General features: G+C 72.2%; 11 protein-coding genes. 5 read left to right on the forward strand and 6 right to left on the reverse strand.

Annotated elements, in window-relative coordinates:
• Positions 1–146 precede the first annotated feature (146 nt).
• The 3 genes from ACF1FZ_RS18290 (at position 147) to ACF1FZ_RS18300 (ending at position 6637) form a co-directional block, all read left to right on the forward strand.
• Positions 147–1604: an NCS2 family permease gene (locus ACF1FZ_RS18290; protein WP_391774400.1), complete on the forward strand. Its 1458-nt coding sequence runs from the start codon at positions 147–149 to the stop codon at positions 1602–1604.
• Between the two features lie 38 nt (positions 1605–1642).
• Complete coding sequence (locus ACF1FZ_RS18295; RefSeq protein WP_391774401.1) at positions 1643–2782, forward strand: XdhC family protein; 1140 nt, start codon at positions 1643–1645, stop codon at positions 2780–2782.
• 207 nt (positions 2783–2989) lie between these two features.
• Complete coding sequence (locus ACF1FZ_RS18300) at positions 2990–6637, forward strand: S8 family serine peptidase (protein WP_391774488.1); 3648 nt, start codon at positions 2990–2992, stop codon at positions 6635–6637.
• 375 nt (positions 6638–7012) lie between these two features.
• On the opposite strand, the gene ACF1FZ_RS18305 is transcribed toward ACF1FZ_RS18300, so the two are convergent.
• The 5 genes from ACF1FZ_RS18305 to ACF1FZ_RS18325 all read right to left on the reverse strand — a co-directional run bounded on the left by ACF1FZ_RS18305 (position 7013) and on the right by ACF1FZ_RS18325 (position 13987).
• Entirely contained in the window at positions 7013–8557 is a 1545-nt protein-coding gene (locus ACF1FZ_RS18305) for a peptidoglycan-binding protein (RefSeq protein WP_391774402.1), read from the reverse strand.
• 213 nt (positions 8558–8770) lie between these two features.
• Positions 8771–9502, reverse strand: a complete 732-nt coding sequence (locus ACF1FZ_RS18310) for a nitroreductase family protein (protein WP_391774403.1) — start codon at positions 9500–9502, stop codon at positions 8771–8773.
• A 285-nt stretch (positions 9503–9787) separates the two neighbouring features.
• On the reverse strand, positions 9788–12202 hold the full coding sequence (locus ACF1FZ_RS18315) for an endonuclease/exonuclease/phosphatase family protein (RefSeq protein WP_391774489.1): 2415 nt from the start codon (positions 12200–12202) through the stop codon (positions 9788–9790).
• 551 nt (positions 12203–12753) lie between these two features.
• The gene (locus ACF1FZ_RS18320; protein ID WP_391774404.1) at positions 12754–13239 is read right to left on the reverse strand and encodes a DUF1266 domain-containing protein; all 486 of its coding nucleotides are present in this window, start codon (positions 13237–13239) and stop codon (positions 12754–12756) included.
• Positions 13240–13576: 337 nt separating this feature from the next.
• Positions 13577–13987 carry a VOC family protein gene (locus tag ACF1FZ_RS18325; protein WP_391774405.1) on the reverse strand — a complete coding sequence of 137 codons (411 nt, stop codon included), beginning with the start codon at positions 13985–13987 and terminating at the stop codon, positions 13577–13579.
• 121 nt (positions 13988–14108) lie between these two features.
• Between ACF1FZ_RS18325 and ACF1FZ_RS18330 the strand changes: the two genes are divergently transcribed.
• Positions 14109–15605, forward strand: coding sequence for an MFS transporter (locus ACF1FZ_RS18330; RefSeq protein ID WP_391774406.1), 1497 nt, complete (start codon positions 14109–14111; stop codon positions 15603–15605).
• Positions 15602–16633, forward strand: coding sequence for a glutathione S-transferase family protein (locus ACF1FZ_RS18335; RefSeq protein ID WP_391774407.1), 1032 nt, complete (start codon positions 15602–15604; stop codon positions 16631–16633). Before ACF1FZ_RS18330 ends, ACF1FZ_RS18335 begins: the two co-directional genes overlap by 4 nt.
• Positions 16634–16665: 32 nt before the next feature.
• On the opposite strand, the gene ACF1FZ_RS18340 is transcribed toward ACF1FZ_RS18335, so the two are convergent.
• Complete coding sequence (locus ACF1FZ_RS18340; RefSeq protein WP_391774408.1) at positions 16666–17532, reverse strand: DMT family transporter; 867 nt, start codon at positions 17530–17532, stop codon at positions 16666–16668.
• Positions 17533–17591 lie beyond the last annotated feature (59 nt).

A 17591-nucleotide genomic window follows, 5' to 3' on the forward strand; every position in this document is an offset into this window, starting at 1 on the left:
TCCGGAGCCGTCGCGCAACCGCTCCATCCGTACGAAGAGTTCGTCTCGGGCCGTCCCCCGGGTCGTGCGCCTCGCAGTCATCCCAGATCCCGCAGTCACGTGAGTTCCACGCGGGTGCCCCTGTGAACCTTGGGAGTAAGGCAAACATGACCCAGCAGTCCGTGGAACCCAGGACGAGCGCGGAGGACGCGGGCCCCGGCTCGCGTGCCCCCGCCGGGCGGTCCTGGCTCGACCGGTACTTCCACATATCCGAACGGGGATCCACCGTCGCGCGCGAAGTGCGCGGCGGCGTCACGACCTTCATGGCCATGGCGTACATCCTCCTGCTCAACCCGCTCATCCTCGGTGGCGAGGACGTCGACGGCCAGTTGCTCGGCCGGTCCGGGCTGATCACCGCCACCGCACTCGCCGCGGCTGCCACCACCCTGCTGATGGGATTCGTCGGCAAGGTACCCCTCGCGCTCGCGGCCGGGCTGAGCGTCTCCGGTGTGCTCGCGTCGCAGGTCGCGCCTGTCATGACCTGGCAGCAGGCCATGGGCATGTGCGTGATCTACGGGCTGGTGATCTGTCTGCTGGTCGTCACCGGCCTCCGCGAGATGATCATGAACGCCATTCCGCTCGCGCTGAAGCACGGCATCACCATCGGCATCGGGCTCTTCATCGCCCTCATCGGCCTCTTCAAGGCCGGCTTCGTCCACAAGGGGACGGCGACACCCCTCTCCCTGGGCCCGGCGGGTGAGCTCGCCGGCTGGCCGGTCCTCCTCTTCGCCGTGACCCTGCTCCTGATCTTCATGCTGCAGGCGCGGAACATGCCCGGCGCGATCCTGATCGGCATCGTCGCCGGCACCCTGGCCGCGATCGTCGTCAACGCCGTCGCTGACATCGATCCCGAGGCGTGGAGCAGTGGCCCGCCCGAGCTGAGCGGCAGCGCGGTCTCCTCACCGGACTTCTCGCTCCTGGGGAACGTGGGGTTCGGCGGCTGGGGTGACGTCGGCGTGATGACGGTCGGCATGATCGTTTTCACCCTCGTGCTGGCCGGCTTCTTCGACGCGATGGCCACCGTCATCGGCGTCGGCACGGAGGCGGAACTCGCCGACGACAAGGGCAGGATGCCAGGTCTCTCGAAGGCCCTGTTCATCGACGGCGCGGGCGGTGCGATCGGAGGTGTCGCCGGCGGCTCCGGCCAGACCGTGTTCGTCGAGTCGGCGACCGGCGTCGGTGAGGGAGCCCGCACCGGGCTGGCCTCCGTCGTCACCGGCCTTTTTTTCGCCGCCTGTCTCTTCTTCACCCCGCTCACGGCGATCGTGCCGGCCGAGGTGGCCTCCGCCGCCCTCGTGGTCATCGGGGCCATGATGATGCAGAACGCCCGGCACGTGGACTGGGGCGACCGCTCCGTGGCCGTACCCGTCTTCCTCACCGTGGCCCTGATGCCGTTCACGTACACCATCACCACCGGTGTCGCCGCGGGCGTCGTCTCGTACTCGGCCATCAAGCTCGCCCAGGGCAGGAGCCGCGAGGTCGGCGCCTTCATGTGGGTCCTGACGGTGGTCTTCGTCGTGTACTTCGCCCTGAACCCCATCGAGAGCTGGCTGGGCGTCAGCTGACCGGCTCCCCCTCGCACCCCGTCAGAAGGAGACACGCCATGCTGGACATCGCCGAGGAGCTGCACCGGTGGGCCGGGCAGGGACGCACGTTCGCCGTGGCCACCGTGGTGGCGGTCGGCGGCAGTGCCCCCCGGCAGCCGGGCGCCGCCCTGGCCGTGGACAGCGACGGCACGGCCGTCGGGTCGGTCTCCGGGGGCTGTGTGGAGGGCGCGGTGTACGAGCTGTGCCGGCAGGCGATCGAGGACGGCACCACCGTGCGCGAGCGTTTCGGCTACAGCGACGACGACGCCTTCGCGGCCGGCCTGACCTGCGGCGGCGTCATCGACATCCTGGTGAGCCCGGTGCGCGCGGACGACCCCGCGCGCCCGGTGTTCGCCGCCGCGTTCACCGCCGCGGCGGAGGGCCGCGCGGCGGCGGTCGCCCGCGTCACCGAGGGGCCGGAGGGCCTGCTGGGCCGTCCTCTGTTCGTCCGTTCCGACGGTACGTACGAGGGCGGGTTCGGCGGAGACCCCGAGCTGGACCGCAGCGCCGCCGCCGAGGCCCGCGCGATGCTCGACGCCGGGCGTACGGGAGAGATCGTCATCGGCGCCGAGGGGTCCCGCTGCGGCAGCCCGGTCACCCTGCTCGTCGAATCGAGCGTCCCGCCGCCCCGGATGATCGTCTTCGGGGCCATCGACTTCGCCGCCGCCCTGGTGCGGGCCGGGCGCTTCCTCGGGTACCACGTCACCGTGTGCGACGCCCGGCCCGTCTTCGCCACGGCGGCCCGTTTCCCGGACGCGGACGAGATCGTCGTCGACTGGCCGCACCGCTATCTCGCCACCACCGAGGTGGACGCGCGGACGGTGCTCTGCGTCCTCACACACGACGCCAAGTTCGACGTCCCGCTGCTGGAACTGGCGTTGCGGCTGCCGGTCGCCTACGTCGGTGCGATGGGCTCGCGCCGCACCCACCTGGAGCGCAACGAGCGGCTCCGTGAGGCCGGTGTCACCGAGCGGCAGCTCGCGGCACTGCACTCGCCGATCGGACTGGACCTCGGAGCCCGTACGCCGGAGGAGACGGCCCTGTCGATCGCCGCCGAGATCGTCGCGGTGCGGCGCGGCGGCAGCGGCCTGCCGCTGAAGGGCGCCCACACCCCGATCCACCACGAGAGCGGCACCCCGCTGGCCTCGGTGGCCTGATCCGGGCCACCGGCGGCCGATCACGGCGGGCGGGTTGCCGCCACGGCGGTTTCACGCCAGGGGCGAAGCCGTCCGCGGCCCCGGATCTACCGGTAGATCAGCTGCATGACATTTTTCCTCTCCTCCGTTTCCGGCCGGGCGAGACCCGTTCGCGCGGGACGCAGGGCTCTGCTCATAGCGACCTCGGTCGCCCTGGTGAGCGGCGCCATGCTTCCCGCAGCGGGTTCCGCCACCGCCGCCCCGAAGCCACCGACCGCCGAGGACCGCCAAGGACCCGAGGCCCGCGCCTACGACATCACGCTGGTCACCGGTGACGTCGTCCACTACGCGGACGGCGCGGGCGGCCAGGACACCGTCACCGTCGACCGCCCCGACGGTGCGCAGGGCGGCGTGCACGTGCAGCAGGCCGGGGAGGACATCTTCGTCATCCCTGACGAGGCGAGCACCCTCATCGCCGCCGACAAGCTGGACCGCCGGCTGTTCAACATCTCGGCGCTGGTCGAGATGGGCTACGACGACCGGCGTTCGGACGGGATACCGCTGATCGCCACCTACTCCGCGAGCACGGCGCGTTCGCTTCCCGCCGCCCCGCGTGGCAGCGAGACGGTCCGCCGGCTCGAGTCGGTGAACGGCGTGGCGCTCACGAGCGACAAGGACGGCGTCCGCGGCTTCTGGAGCGACATCGCCCCCACGGAGAAGAGCCGTTCGCTGGACAACGGCATCGCCGAGCTGTGGCTCGACGGCAAGGCCGAGGTGGCCCTCGAGGACTCCGTGCCGCAGGTCGGCGCCCCGCAGGCATGGGCCGCCGGCTTCGACGGCAAGGGCACCACGGTCGCCGTCCTGGACACCGGCATCGACGCGACGCACCCGGACGTCAAGGACCGCATCACGCGGTCCAAGAGTTTCGTCCCCGGCGAGGAGGTCGTCGACAAGCACGGGCACGGCACCCATGTCGCCTCCACCATCGCGGGCTCGGGCGCGGCCTCCGGCGGCGCCGACAAGGGCGTCGCGCCGGAGGCCGACCTGCTCGTCGGCAAGGTCCTGAGCGACGGGGGGTCCGGCGCCGACTCCGGCATCATCGAGGCCATGGAATGGGCGAAGGCCGAAGGGGCCGACGTCGTCTCCATGAGCCTCGGATCCAGCATCCCGGACGACGGTACGGACCTGATGGCGCAGGCCGTCGACGCGCTCTCGGCCGACGGAGGTCCGCTGTTCGTGATCGCCGCGGGCAACGCCTACGGCGCGGGCACCATCGGGTCGCCCGGTTCCGCCGCGAGCGCGCTCACCATCGCCGCCGTCGACAAGCAGGACGGCCGGGCCGCCTTCTCCTCCATGGGCCCGCTCGTGCGGTCCCATGGTCTGAAGCCCGACCTGTCCGCCCCCGGCGTCGACATCAACGCCGCGGCCTCGCAGTCGGTCCCCGGCATCGAGGGCATGTACCAGCAGATGTCCGGTACGTCGATGGCGACCCCGCACGTCGCCGGCGCCGCGGCGATCCTGAAGCAGCGTCACCCCGAGTGGTCCGGCCGGCGCATCAAGGACGTGCTGATGAGCTCGTCCGAGCGGCTGCCCGGCTACACGCCGTACGAGCAGGGCACCGGGCGCCTCGACGTCAAGGCCGCCATCGGCACGACGATCGAGGCCACCGGCTCCGTCGAGGTCGCGTCGTACGACTGGCCGCACAGCGCCGAGGACGCGGTGGCGGAGCGCACCCTCACCTACCACAACACCGGTGACGACGACGTCACGCTGAACCTGGCGACCGACACGGACGCGGCCGCCTACACCTTGTCCACGTCGGAGCTGACCGTCCCGGCCGGCTCCACCGCCGAGGCGGTCCTCTCGATCGACCCGTCGAAGGTCGCGGACGACACCCGGTTCTCCGGCCAGGTCGTCGCCACCGACGCGTCCGGCACGACGGTGGCCCACACCGGCTTCGCCGTGCACAAGGAGCAGGAGCTCTACGACCTCACGCTCCGCCTTCGCGACCGTGCGGGTCGGCCCATGGACGGCACCGTGGTCTTCGCGGCGCTCGGCGACCCGCAGCTCGGGCTCGTCCAGGTCTCCGGCGGGACCACGCTTCGGCTGCCCCCGGGCAACTACACCGCATGGACCTCCGCCGACATCGACGGCGACCGCCCCGACTCGAAGGCCGTCGCCTTCCTCGCGGCACCCGAGACGATCCTCGACAAGGCCACCACCGTCACCCTCGACGCCTCGAAGGCCCGCAAGGTCAGCGTGCGCACCCCGCGGGAGACCGAGACCCGCCAGCTCCGCTACGACATGGCGCGCACGTCCCCCGAGGGCGTGGTCCAGCGTGACGCCTTCCAGATCCCGCTGACCTATGACCAGCTGTGGGTCAGCCCGACGAAGAAGGTCACCGAGGGCGGTTTCAGCTTCCTCACCCGCTGGCGCCAGAGCGAGGAACTGATCGGCCTGAGTGCCGACGGCCACGACGTCCCGGTCACGGTGCAGAACGGCTCGGCCGTCGCCGAGGACAGCGAGCAGAAGCTCACCGGCGTCTTCGCCGGCAACGGAGCCGCGGCCGACTACAAGGGCCGCAGCGCCAAGGGCAAGGCCGTCGTCGTCACCCGCAGTGAGGCCGTCCCGCCCGCCGAACGGCTGGCCAACGCACTCGCGGCGGGCGCGAAGGCGCTCTTCGTCGTCAACGACGGCCGCGGAGTCGCGATGGAGAGCTACGCGCCCTACGGCGAGGAAACCACCATCCCGGTCGCCTCGGTGCGGAAGGCCGCGGGCGAGACGCTGGTCAGGGCGGCGCAGCGCGGCAGGAAGCTCTCCGTCGACCAGAAGGAGTTCGCCTCGTACCTCTACGACCTGGTGGACCGTCACGAGGGCGCCGTCCCGGACCGCTCGCTGGCCTTCGCCCCGTCGGTCCGCCGGCTGGCGAAGGTGGAGAACACCTTCTACGGCCACAAGGCGACGCTCGGCGGCGGCTACCGCTACGACATCCCGGACTACGGCCCCGGTCTCGGCTCCGAGGAGTACGAGAAGCACCCGGGCACCCGCACCGAGTGGGTCACCCCGCTCCCCGGTGACTCCTTCTGGTACGAGAACCACTCGGTCCTGAACGCCGACGCCTCCGACCGTGCGCACGAGATGCGCAGCGCCGAGCTCGACTACACGGCGGGCCGGACCTACCGCGCCGACTGGTTCGCCCCGGTGACCGGCCCCCGCCTCGGTACCGGCTACTGGGGTCCGTTCCGCACCGCGTACAACGACGTCCAGTTCAACATCACGCCGTGGACCGACTCGGGCGAAGGCCACTCCGGCTCGATGCCCGCGGACGAGTACGACACCACGTCCTACGCCTTCTACCAGGGCGACACCCTGATCGAGAAGGGCGTGGGCCGGGCCGGTCACGCCTGGGACCTGTCGCCCGAGAAGGTGCCGTACCGCCTGGTCATCGACTCGGCGCGGGACGAGGCCACGTGGAAGACCTCGACCCGGACGCACACCGAGTGGGGTTTCGTCTCGGGTGCTCTGCCCGAGGGCACGCGGCAGGCCGACATCCCGCTGCTCCAGCCGGCCTACGACGTGGACACCGACCTGGCAGGTGACGCCGAGGCCGGCAAGCAGGTCGAGGTCGGCATCGAGGTGGGCACGCAGGCGTGGCTGGACGGTGCGGTGAAGGCGGCCAGGGCCTCCCTGTCGGTGAGCTACGACGAAGGCAGGACCTGGAGCGCGGCGCAGCTGCGCAAGGGCTCGCCGGGTGAGTGGACCGCGAAGTTCAGGACACCGAAGCGCGCCGGCTCCGTCTCGCTCAGGGCACGCGCCGAGGGCCCCGGCGGCCTGACCGTCGACCAGGAGGTCATCAGGGCCTTCGGGCTGAAGTGACCTGCTGAACAGCCCTGTCGAGGTGGTCCCGCGCCCTGCCCGGGGTGCGGGGCCATCTCGGCGTGCGGCAGGCGGGTGCCGCCCGAAACGCGCCGGGCGGTGCACGGTCCGCCCGGGTGCCGGCGGCAGGACCAGGCAGTTCTTCCCCCGGCGCCGGCCGCACCGGGAGGCGCCCTTCACCGCCGCCCGTCGGCGGAGTGTGCCCTTCCGGGAGAGTGCTCCGCATCTCGACCGGGTGCGCGAACGGTGTACGAGCGCCCTCCGGCCCTCCGGGGGCGCCGCCCCCGGGCAGGCCCAGGACGCGTCCGGGGGACTGGGCGGCGGTGCTCGGCGGGCAGGAGCGGGGGCGCCGGATCCGGCGCCCCCGCTCCTGCCTCAGCGACCGGACTGCAGTGCGGCCCAGGTGCCGGAGCCGACGCTGCCGTCGGCCTGCAGGCTTCGTGAGCTCTGGTAGTCGCGCACGGCCTTGTCGGTGTTCGTACCGAAGGCCCCGTCGGCGGCCACGGTTCTGCCCAGCGCCGCGGTCAGTGCCCGCTGCAGCCGCTTCACCGCGTCGCCCGAGGCGCCCGTGGTGAGTGCCGGGGTGCTGCCGGCGGAGAGCAGCGCCGTCCAGGTCTTCGGGCCGACCCTGCCGTCGGCGGCGAGGCCGCGCGCGGTCTGGAACGCCCGTACGGCGCTCTCGGTGGTGGTGCCGAAGACGCTGTCCTCGGCACCCGCCTCGTAGCCCTGCCGGTTGAGGAGCGTCTGGACGGCCTTCACCTGTGGCCCCGTCGAACCCTTCTGCTGGGTGGTGTACGACCCGAAGCTCAGCCCGTCGGCCCCGCTGCCGGAGCCGCCGACGAGCTGCATGTAGTAGGTCCAGTTCCAGTTGACACCCGGGTCGGTGTGGTCGTTCCCGGGGGCCTCGCTGTGCCCGATGACGTGTGAACGGTCCTTGGGAATGCCGTAACGGTCGCACAGGTACTTCGTCAGAGCCGCCGAGGAGCGGTACATCGTGTCGGTGAACCACGACGGGTCGTCGACGAATCCCTCGTGCTCGATGCCCAGCGACGAGGCGTTCGCGCTCCTGGCGTGGTACGCGGTGTCCTTGTCGCGCACCATCTGGGTGATCTGGCCGTCCGAGGAACGGACCACGTAGTGGGAGCTGACCTTCGACGCCGGGTTCTGGAACCAGCTGATGGTCCCGGCGTAGGAGCCCTGCGTGACGTGGACGACCACCTTGTCCACCGCCGCGGTACGGCCCGTCGCGAAGTTGCCGGAGTCGGCGGCCACCCAGAGGGCCGGAGGATAGTCCGGGCTCGGGGCGGCGATGTCGGCCTTCGCCAGGGGGCCCTTGTCCGGGGACACCGGGCGTGAGGCGACCGTGATCCGCTCGCCGCCGGCGACGGTGGCCCGCAGCCCCTGTGCGAGGAAGGTGTAGACGGTGTCCGCGTAGAGGGCGGCGACGGGGCCCTGGGCTCCGCTGTAGCGGGCCACGGCCGGGTACCAGGCGTCGATGTCCGCCCGCTCGGCCCTGTCCAGGCCCAGCGCGTCGGCGTGGCTCCGCAGCACGGCCGCGCCGCCCAGGATGTTGGTCTCGTCGTCCTTGCGCAGATCGTCCGTGGACTCGCCCGTCAGTGCGGCGGCCTTCTCCAGGGAACGACTGGAGGGGTTGCTGACGAGGTGCATCACGCCGAAGCCGTTGTCCTGGCTGGGGCGCCCGTCGTGTCCGTCGAGGTGCGTCTCGCCGTAGCCGACGGCGGCGAGCAGGTCACGTGGTACGTCGAATTTCCCGGCGGCCCGTTCGAAGGCCTGGTTCAGGGGGTTCTCGTCGGCGGGGACGGCGGTGGCCGGATGGCCGGCGGCGACGAGGGCGGTGACGGTGAGGGAGGCCAGAACGGCTGCGCGGCCTCGGGTGTGGCCGGCGGGGCGTCGGGACATACCTGCTCCAGGTCTGTGGGGGGAGGAAGGCCGCCGGACCGGTCGGGGCGGGCCGGGGGCCGCTGAGCCCGCACAGGCTACCTATCTGATTTGGGCATGACAATAAGGTGCTCTCGTGTCCGGAGCGCTTTCACTCCGATGGAGTTGAGGCCCGGCCGAGGTGCACCCGGGTGCGCCGTCACCCCCTCGGAGGATGACGGCACGCGGATGCGGCTACCAGCGGTCCCGGTGGACCACATCGGCGACCGGGCGGCGGCGCACCGGTCCGAAGTTGCCCTGCGGCCACCCCACCGGAATGGCGGCGAAGGTGTGCGTGTCCGAGGGGATCCCGAGGACCTTCTTCCACTCCTGCTCCAGCATCAGATGCCAGATGGTGAGGTTGGCCGCGAGCCCCAGTGCCCGCGCCGCGAGGAGGATGTTCTGAACGCCGGGATAGACGCAGGAGCCCTCCGCGAGGGCCTGGAAACGGGTCTGTGTATCCGCCATGTGCTCCAGGCCCGCCGGGCCGAGTGACTCGGCGTAGACGCCCAGGCCCTCCTCGTCGAACTGCGGCTCCGGGAACGCGTAACAGGGAATGATCAGTGCCGGGGTGTCCGCGAAGTGGTCGCGCTGGTACTCGATCGCCGCCACCATCCGCCCGTACGCCGCGCCGTCCATGCCCTTCGGCGCGTGCTTGCCCGTCGTCGCGAGGTAGGCGTCCACACACCGCTTCCAGAGCGGCGCCAGCTCGGCCATCACCGCGCGGTCGGTGACGACCACGTACTCGTAGCGCTGCATGTTGCCGCCGCTCGGCCCCCAGACCGCGGCCTGGATCAACTGGTCGATCGTCTCGTCCGGGACGGGGTCCGGCTTGAGGCGGCGCATGGCGCGCATGGTGGACATCGTCGGGAAGAGGGCGGGCCCGCCGGGGCCGGGCGCGCCGGCGTACACCGTTTCGAAGGTCATGATCGCGGAGTGTACGGCTCGGTGTCCGTCACAGGGAGCCCTGTTGCGGCCCCGGCCCTCCTCGGCCCGGTTGCGGCGAGGGCAGGGAAGCGGTCCGTGCCCATCCGGACGTCCACCGGGGGACGTCCGGCGGATTCGGGTACCGGAGCGGGCGGGTGAGCCGATCCGCCGTTCGGCCCGGCGGAAGCAGTGCCCGAGTCGCCACCGCGCTCCGGTCCGCCCACCACACGCCGGTGAGCTCCCGGGGCGAGCCGGCGGCCCGCCCCGGGGCCGGCCCCGGACGCGTCAGTGACGGTGGCCCTTCCCCTTCACGTCGATGCGCACGATCTGCGGGTCGTGGTCGCTCGCCTGGTCGGCGAACTCGGCGTTGATGTGCACCACGTCGTAGTCGAAACGGCGGACGGCGGGACTGGTCAGGATGTGGTCCAGGGTCTGCGAGTTGCCGTCGTAGACGTAGCTGTACTGCTCGCCCGCGGGCAGCGTCGTGATCAGCGGCCTGAGCACCTTGCCACTGGTCAGCGCCTTCATGGTGGGGGAGAAGGCGAAGTCGTTCAGGTCGCCGAGTGTGACGACCCGAGCCGACCTGTCCGCCGTCAGGAGCGAGGTGACGAAGGTGTTCACCTCCGTCGCCTGCCGCACGCGCTGCGTCTCCGAGCCGCGCACCGGCTCCTGGTAGCGGCCGTGCAGCGACTGGTCGCCGCCCTTGGAGGCGAAGTGGTTGGCGATGACGAAGACGCTCTCACCGCGGAAGCGGAACTCGCCTGCCAGTGGCTTGCGGCTGTTGTCCCACGCCGTGCTCGTGGGGTTGATCCGGCCGGGCGAGACGGAGAGGGCGGCACCCTTCTTCGTCTTCACCGCCTGCACGGCGGTGGTGGCGTCGCCGCCCGCGCGGTCCACGAAATCGACCCGGTCGGGGTCGAAGAGGAAGACGTTACGGATGTTGCCGCCGGGCTCGCCGCCGTCCCGGCCGTCCTGAGGAGCCACATAACGCCAGGCGTACCGGGGTCCGCCCGCCGCGACGACCGCGTCCGTGAAGCGCTTCAGCGTCGCCTCGGAACCCACGGTGCCGTCGTTCACCGCACCGTTGTCGTCCTGGATCTCCTCCAGGGACACGATGTCCGGTGACGCGAGGCTGACCGCCACGCCGTGGGCGAGCGTGTCGAACTTGGCCTGCTCGTCGGCCGCGTCGAGGTTCTCCACGTTGTACGTGGCGACGGCGAGTTCCTTGCGCTTCTGCTTGCGTGTCACCTCGCGTTCCAGGCCGTTGTCCTTCAGCGTGCCCAGCTCGGTGGCCTGCACGTTGTAGCCGCCGTACGACGCGTAGTCGACGACGCCCGTGGTGGAGCCGGACAGCACGTCACCCACATCGGCGACCGGTACGGGCTGCGCGGTGTTCAGCGACATCACCTTGAGGCGGCCGGTGTTCCGGTCCTCGTAGGAGGCGTACAGGGTGCCGCCGCGCCGGGTCGGGTTCTCCCGGGGCTTCACCGTGACCCAGACCTCGTCGTACGCGGTCGTCGCGCCCGTCACCCGGGTGTCGGACATCGTGACGCGGACGCCCTCCAGCGACTCGTACAGATCCAGGGCGTACGTCTCCGGGGCGAGGGTGAGCGCCTCGATCGAACCGCCGCCGGCCGTCGGCACATAGGCGTCCGGCACCGAGGAGGCGTTCAGGACGGCCGCCTCCGGCAGCGGGTTGCCCGAGGAGAGGACCGTGGTCAGCGGAGCCGTGATCTGGGTGAGCGACTGGGCACCGGTTGCCGGGTAGTACTCGGCGACCTTGCCGCTGACCAGCACCGAGTCGCCGACGGCGACGGTGGGGGCCGTGGAGCCGGTGTAGACGAACAGGCCCTCGCTCGTGCGGGCGTCGCCGTCCGGCGCGGTGTCCTGGATCCAGAAGCCGCGTGAACCCGTGGTCCGTACGCCGGTGACCACGCCGGGGACTCCGGTGACGGGTTTCCCGGCGAGCGGGGAGAGCCGGGTCGTGCCCTGGATGTCGTGCACCCGCACCGCGCCCGGCTCGGCCGGCCCGCCGGGTCCGCCCGGTCCGGAGCCGCCGGGGATCTCGCCCGCCGCGTTGACGGGTGTCGGGGCGCCCGCGGTCAGGTCGGCGGCGTTGTCGTCCGTGTCCGCCAGGGACGTGCCGCGCGCCACGGAGGCGGTGGCGGAGGCGCCGGCCGCGGGGCCGCTGCCCTCGCGCACGACGGCGGAGCCGTAGCCGACGAGGTCGACGATGCGGGCGTCGGCGGCGCAGTCCGCCGCGGTCCTGCAGGTCAGCGGGGTGGTGCCGGAGACGAGTGCGACGGTGCCGCTCGCCGCGGACATCGCGACCGCCCCGGTCGCGTCGGCGGTGGGCAGGGCCACCGTCCCACCGGCGCCCATGGCCTGCGCGACGAGGTAGCGGCCACCCGGTGCGACGGTGCCGGACAGTCCGGAGACCTGCCACAGGGAACCGGCGGAGGGCGCGCCCGGCAGGTACTGGACGCTGAAGCCGGACAGGCCGAAGGCGCTCCCGCCGGCGTTGGCCAGCTCGATGTAGTCACGGGTGAGCGTCGCGCCGGAGTTTCCCCCGCCGCCGTACACCTCGGAGATGACGGCCGACGACGACGGTGCCGCGAAGGCGGCGGGCAGCGCGGTCACCGAGAGGGTCACGGCGACGGCGGCGGCCAGCAGGGCGGAGCCGGGTCTGGCTATGTGCACGGGAACTGCCCCCAAGAAAGTGTAGTGAGGGGCCAAAAGCTATGCGCGTAGACCGGACGTGGCAAGAGACCGGAGTTTAATTCCGGGCGTCATTCCCCGTGCTCGCACCACAGTTCGGAGCCGGACGGGGTGGCTTCCGGTGCGGGCCTGCCCGCCGGCCGGCCACGGGCGCCCTGGCGCCGTCGGCCGGAGCGGTGGCCTGTGACGCTCCTCGGCATGCCGGAAACGGCCCCGGCGCAGGGCTGGCTCCGCGGCCCGGGAGCCCACCGCGCGGTCAGGCGGGCGCCGACGGCTTCGGCATCATGCCCGCCGTGCTCCCCTCCCGACCGGAGGCGTTCGCGGACAAGGCCGTCCAGATCCTCCAGGAGCGGGTCCTGTCCCGCCCCGGACGGACCGGAACGCCCCTGCGCGAGCACTACGGCCTGACCGGGCCGGCCGGCTGTTCGAGACCGCCGGCATCCGTGACGCCCGCACCGGCATCGGTCCCGCGGCGGCGGCCCGGTGAGCGGCTCCCCGGCACCGGGCCCGGGGCGGGGAGGCGGCGCCAGGGATCAGCGCCAGGGAGGGTTCCGCCAGGGGCTGCCTCCGCTCTCCGCCAGCAGGCGGTGCGCCGTGACATTGTCCTGGTGGTAGTCGCCGTAGTCCTCACCGTCGAACCGCAGCACACGGCCCAGTGCGTACCCCGCGGAGAATTCCTCCCAGGCGCGGTAGGCCGACTTGCTCAGCGCACCGGTGTACACGATGGCCTGCTCCGCCTCGTGCGGGACGCAGAAGCGGGCGGAGAGCCCTCGTCCGGCCAGGTTCACAGCGCGCCCGTAGTCGTAGGCGACCGTCGTGGAGACCCGGCCGGCCCGGTGGGTCAGCAGCCGGCCGCCCTGCGGACCGCCGGTCCGCGCGTACGCCTTCAGCCACGCCCGACGGCGCACCGGCCCCGCCTCGAGGGTGACGGCGTACGGCGTGCCCGGATCGACCGCCAGCCACCGCACCCCGTCCGGCCAGCGGCGCGCGAGGTCCTCGCGTCCGGTTGCCTCGAACACCCAGCCGGGGTGCCAGGGAGGCAGCACGCCGCAGGTCAGCACCGCGACACACGTGCGGCCCGGCGCCGCGGGACCGGGCTGCGTGGGGGGGCGGGGGAGTGAAACCCGGGGTGTCCGCGTGCAGCCGGGCGACGAGGACGAGGAGCCTGCTCCCGGCCAGGGCGTCCAGCAGTGTGTTCCGGCCGCCGCCGCTCCGCGCAGCAGCCACTCCGTCCCGGTCGGCGCGCCTGCCTCGGGCGTCGCCGCCCCCGGCACCCCCCGCGCCCGTGGTTCCCGTCACGGTCGGATCCTGCGGAACACCTCCGGCAGCCTGAGCGGGGGCCCGGAAGTCCCGTTCCTAGGAGGCCGGTGGGGCGGACGGCGCCGGGGCGGGGTGCACGGCCAGGGTGAAGGAGTGCCCCGCCGGGTCCGCGTACACGCGGACGTCCCGAGGACCGCTGTTGTCCCTGGCCTCCACAGGCCGGGCGCCCAGCCCGACCGCCTCGCGCTCGGCCTCGTCCATGTCGCCCCGGTCCACCAGGATGCGCAGGTGGGCCTGTTGGGAGTCCTCGGGGCGGGGCCAGCTCGGCGGCGCGTAGCCATGATCGCGGCGGATCGCCAGACACACACCGCTGTGGCCGACGATCTCGACGAAGTCGGGGTCGTCCCCGACGCGCGTCTCGGCGTCCAGAAGAGCCGCGTAGAACTCGGCGAGCTCCACGGGCTCGGAACAGTCCAGGACCAGAACACTCGTTTTCGCGACAGTCATGCCTCCACGGGTACCCGCGAAGCGACCGGACAGGCCGGATGACGGCTGACAGGGGACCGCCGGCCCACCGTACGGCGCGCCCGGGGTGACGATCGGGACCCCGCGTCCTAGGGTGCGGGTCATGGCAGCGAGCACGGGGAACCGGGACACGGCCTCCTCCGGCACCCGGCCCGGCGACTCCCGTCGCTGGCATGCGCTGGCCGTCTGCCTGGTGGCGGGCTTCATGACGCTGCTGGACGTCTCCATCGTCAATGTGGCGCTGCCGTCCATCAAGGAGGGCCTCGACACCCCGGAATCCGACCTCCAGTGGGTCCTGTCCGGATACGCGCTCGCCTTCGGTCTGGTCCTCATCCCCGGCGGACGCCTGGGGGACGCGAGGGGGCGGCGCGCGGTGTTCATGGCGGGGCTGGCCCTCTTCACACTGGCCTCCGCCGCCTGCGGGGCCGCCCAGTCGAGCCTCTGGCTCGTCGTCGCCCGGCTCCTCCAGGGCGCGGCAGGCGGACTGCTCTCACCCCAGATCTCCGCACTGATCCAGCAGATGTTCTCCGGACGCGAGCGGGGCCGCGCCTTCGGCATGTTCGGCACGGTGGTCGGCATCTCCACCGCTGTCGGCCCGCTGCTGGGCGGCCTCCTGATCCAGGGCGCCGGGGCGCAGGAAGGCTGGCGCTGGGTGTTCTACGTCAATCTGCCGATCGGGATCGTCTGTCTCCTGCTGGCCCGGCGGCTCCTCCCCGACACGCCTACGGCGACCCGGGTACGCCCCCGCGACCTGGACCCCGTCGGAGTCCTGCTGCTGGGAGCGGGGGTCCTTGCCCTGCTGCTGCCGTTCGTCCAGGCCCAGCAGTGGCCGGGCGAGGAGAAGTGGCTGCTCGTGGCGGTCGCGGCGGTCCTGCTCACCGCTTTCGCCACCTGGGAGTCCCGCTGCACGCGACACGGCGTCCAGCCGGTGCTGAACCTCTCACTCTTCCGGCTCCGGTCCTTCTGGCTCGGCTGCCTGATGATCCTCCTGTACTTCGCCGGCTTCACCTCGATCTTCTTCATCAGCACGCTCTACCTGCAGTCCGGGCTGCACTACAGCGCCCTGGAGGCGGGTCTGGCGATCACCCCGTTCGCCCTGGGCGCCGGCGCGTCGGCGAGCATCGGCGGCCGGCTGGTCGGCCGCTTCGGGCGGCCCCTCATCGTCGTGGGGCTCACCATGGTGGCCGCCGGACTCGGGCTGACCGCGCTGGCCGCGCATCTGGTGCCGGGCCGGGGCGCCGGGCTCGCGATGGCGGCTCCGCTGCTGCTGGCAGGCCTGGGCAGCGGACTCGTCATCGCACCCAACCAGACCCTCACCCTCGCCGAGGTGCCGGTCGAGAACGGGGGCAGCGCCGGCGGCACCCTCCAGACCAGCCAGCGCGTCGGCTCGTCCATCGGGATCGCCGCGGTGGGATCGCTCTTCTTCGCCCAGCTGGGCCCCGGCGACTGGGCGACGGCCTACGACCACGGGCTGCTCGTCTCGGTCGCGTTCGTCCTCGCCGCCCTGATCGTGGCACTGGCCGATGTCGCGGCGGGCAGGCGGGGAAGGAAACGTGTCCAGACGTCCGGCACCACCGACGCCCCGAGGGGAACACCATGAGCGACAACGAGGACCGGGCACAGGGCGGGAACACCGCGTACGGCCGCAAGCCCTTCAAACGTTCCCGCAGTCACTTCGCCGACCGCATCACCGCCGACGGCCGGGACGGCTGGCCGGTCGAGGCCGGGCGTTACCGGCTGGTCGTCAGCCGGGCCTGCCCCTGGGCGAGCCGGGCCCTGGTCTCACGCCGGCTGCTCGGGCTGGAGAACGCCCTCTCACTGGCCGTCACCGACCCCATCCAGGACGACCGCAGCTGGCGCTTCACCCTCGACGAGGGCGGCAAGGACCCGGTGCTCGGCATCGGCTACCTGAGCGAGGCCTACGAGGCACGGGAACGCGACCATCCGGGCGGGGTCAGTGTGCCCGCGGTCGTCGACGTACCGACCCGGGCCCTGGTCACCAACGACTACCAGCAGATCACGCTCGACCTCGCCACCGAATGGACCGACCTGCACCGTCCCGGCGCCCCCGACCTCTATCCGGAGCGGCTGCGCGACGAGATCGACACGGTGATGGACGGTGTCTACAGGGACGTCAACAACGGCGTCTACCGCGCGGGATTCGCCGCCGGGCAGGGTGAGTACGAGGCGGCGTACGTCGATGTGTTCCGCCGCCTGGACCTCCTCTCCGAACGTCTCGCCGGTCAGCGCTACCTGGTCGGCGACACGATCACCGAGGCGGACATCCGGCTGTTCACGACGCTGGTGCGCTTCGACTCCGTCTACCACGGGCACTTCAAGTGCAACCGCTCCAAGATCGCCGAGGACCCCGTCCTGTGGGCGTACGTCCGCGATCTCTACCAGACCCCAGGGTTCGGCGACACCGTGGACTTCGACCACATCAAGCGGCACTACCACCAGGTGCACACCGGTATCAACCCGACCGGCATCGTGCCGCTCGGCCCCGACCTGTCGGGCTGGCTGACCCCGCACCACCGCGAGCAGCTGGGCGGCCGCCCCTTCGGCGACGGCACCCCGCCCGGGCCGGTCCCGCCCGGCGAGGAGGTCCCGGCGCGGGGACGGCCCTGAACGGACCGCTCCACACGCGGCGGCGCCCCGGTTCACTCCACACGCGGCGGCGCCGCGTTCGCGGCCGCCAGCGGGGAGCGGGCCAGGACGACACAGCCGACGGCGATCAGAGCCACCCCGGCCAGCTGGGGCAGCAGCCACCATCCGGACCGCAGCTCCTCACCGAACAAGGTCACCCCGTAGGTGATGCTGATCAGCGCGTCCCCGAGCGTCAGCATCGGCTGCACCGCCACCAGCGTGCCGGCCTGGAGCGCGTTCTGGAGGAGGAACAGCGCCCCCACGCCGGCCACCACGGTGGCGTACAGCTGCCACGCCGTCAGCAGACCGAGCGCCCCCTCGCCGTCGAGCTGCGACATGGCGTCCTTCATCAGCGCGGCGGTCAGCGCGTAACCGCACGCCGCGGCCAGTCCCAGCAGGGCGGCCCGGGCATCGCCGGCGGTGCCGAGCGCCGAGACGATCAGCACGGCCTCGAAGGCCCCGGTCGCCACCAGGGCCGGGATCCAGGCCGCCCCCTGGACGTCCTCGCTGCCGCCGACCGGTGCGGCGGCAGCCATCCCCAGGGCCAGGCCCAGCGTCACAGCGGCCACCCCGGCCCACACCTGGCGCGGCACACCGACCCGCATCACGTATCCGGCGACGACCAGAGTCGCCGGCAGTTCGATCACGAAGATCGGCTGGACCACGGCGATGGGTCCCGTGGCCAGGGCCACCGCCTGACAGACGGCCGCGACGACCACGAGAGCGATCCCGGCGAGCCACACCTTCTGCCGCAGCAGATGCCCGAACAACGACAGACGCATCGCCTCGCCGTCCGGCACACCGAGGGCGGCCCGGCGCTGCAGCACCGAAGCGGTGCCGTTGCTGAGAGCGGTCAGGACGGCGAACAGGACACTGATCACCGCCCCATCATGGGGGCAGGCACCGTCCCGTCGGCGGTGCTGCGGGATGTGGGGGTGTC

Source organism: Streptomyces sp. NPDC014623, from assembly GCF_043088245.1.
Classification (GTDB): Bacteria; Actinomycetota; Actinomycetes; order Streptomycetales; family Streptomycetaceae; genus Streptomyces.

Bases quoted from the DNA above. Each gene is read 5' to 3' on its own strand.
- ACF1FZ_RS18325 (WP_391774405.1), bottom strand. From the start codon at position 13,987: ATGACTGTCGCGAAAACGAGTGTTCTGGTCCTGGACTGTTCCGAGCCC.
- ACF1FZ_RS18295 (WP_391774401.1), top strand. From the start codon at position 1,643: ATGCTGGACATCGCCGAGGAGCTGCACCGGTGGGCCGGGCAGGGACGC.
- ACF1FZ_RS18335 (WP_391774407.1), top strand. From the start codon at position 15,602: ATGAGCGACAACGAGGACCGGGCACAGGGCGGGAACACCGCGTACGGC.
- ACF1FZ_RS18310 (WP_391774403.1), bottom strand. From the start codon at position 9,502: ATGACCTTCGAAACGGTGTACGCCGGCGCGCCCGGCCCCGGCGGGCCC.
- ACF1FZ_RS18300 (WP_391774488.1), top strand. From the start codon at position 2,990: ATGCTTCCCGCAGCGGGTTCCGCCACCGCCGCCCCGAAGCCACCGACC.
- ACF1FZ_RS18290 (WP_391774400.1), top strand. From the start codon at position 147: ATGACCCAGCAGTCCGTGGAACCCAGGACGAGCGCGGAGGACGCGGGC.
- ACF1FZ_RS18305 (WP_391774402.1), bottom strand. From the start codon at position 8,557: ATGTCCCGACGCCCCGCCGGCCACACCCGAGGCCGCGCAGCCGTTCTG.
- ACF1FZ_RS18330 (WP_391774406.1), top strand. From the start codon at position 14,109: ATGGCAGCGAGCACGGGGAACCGGGACACGGCCTCCTCCGGCACCCGG.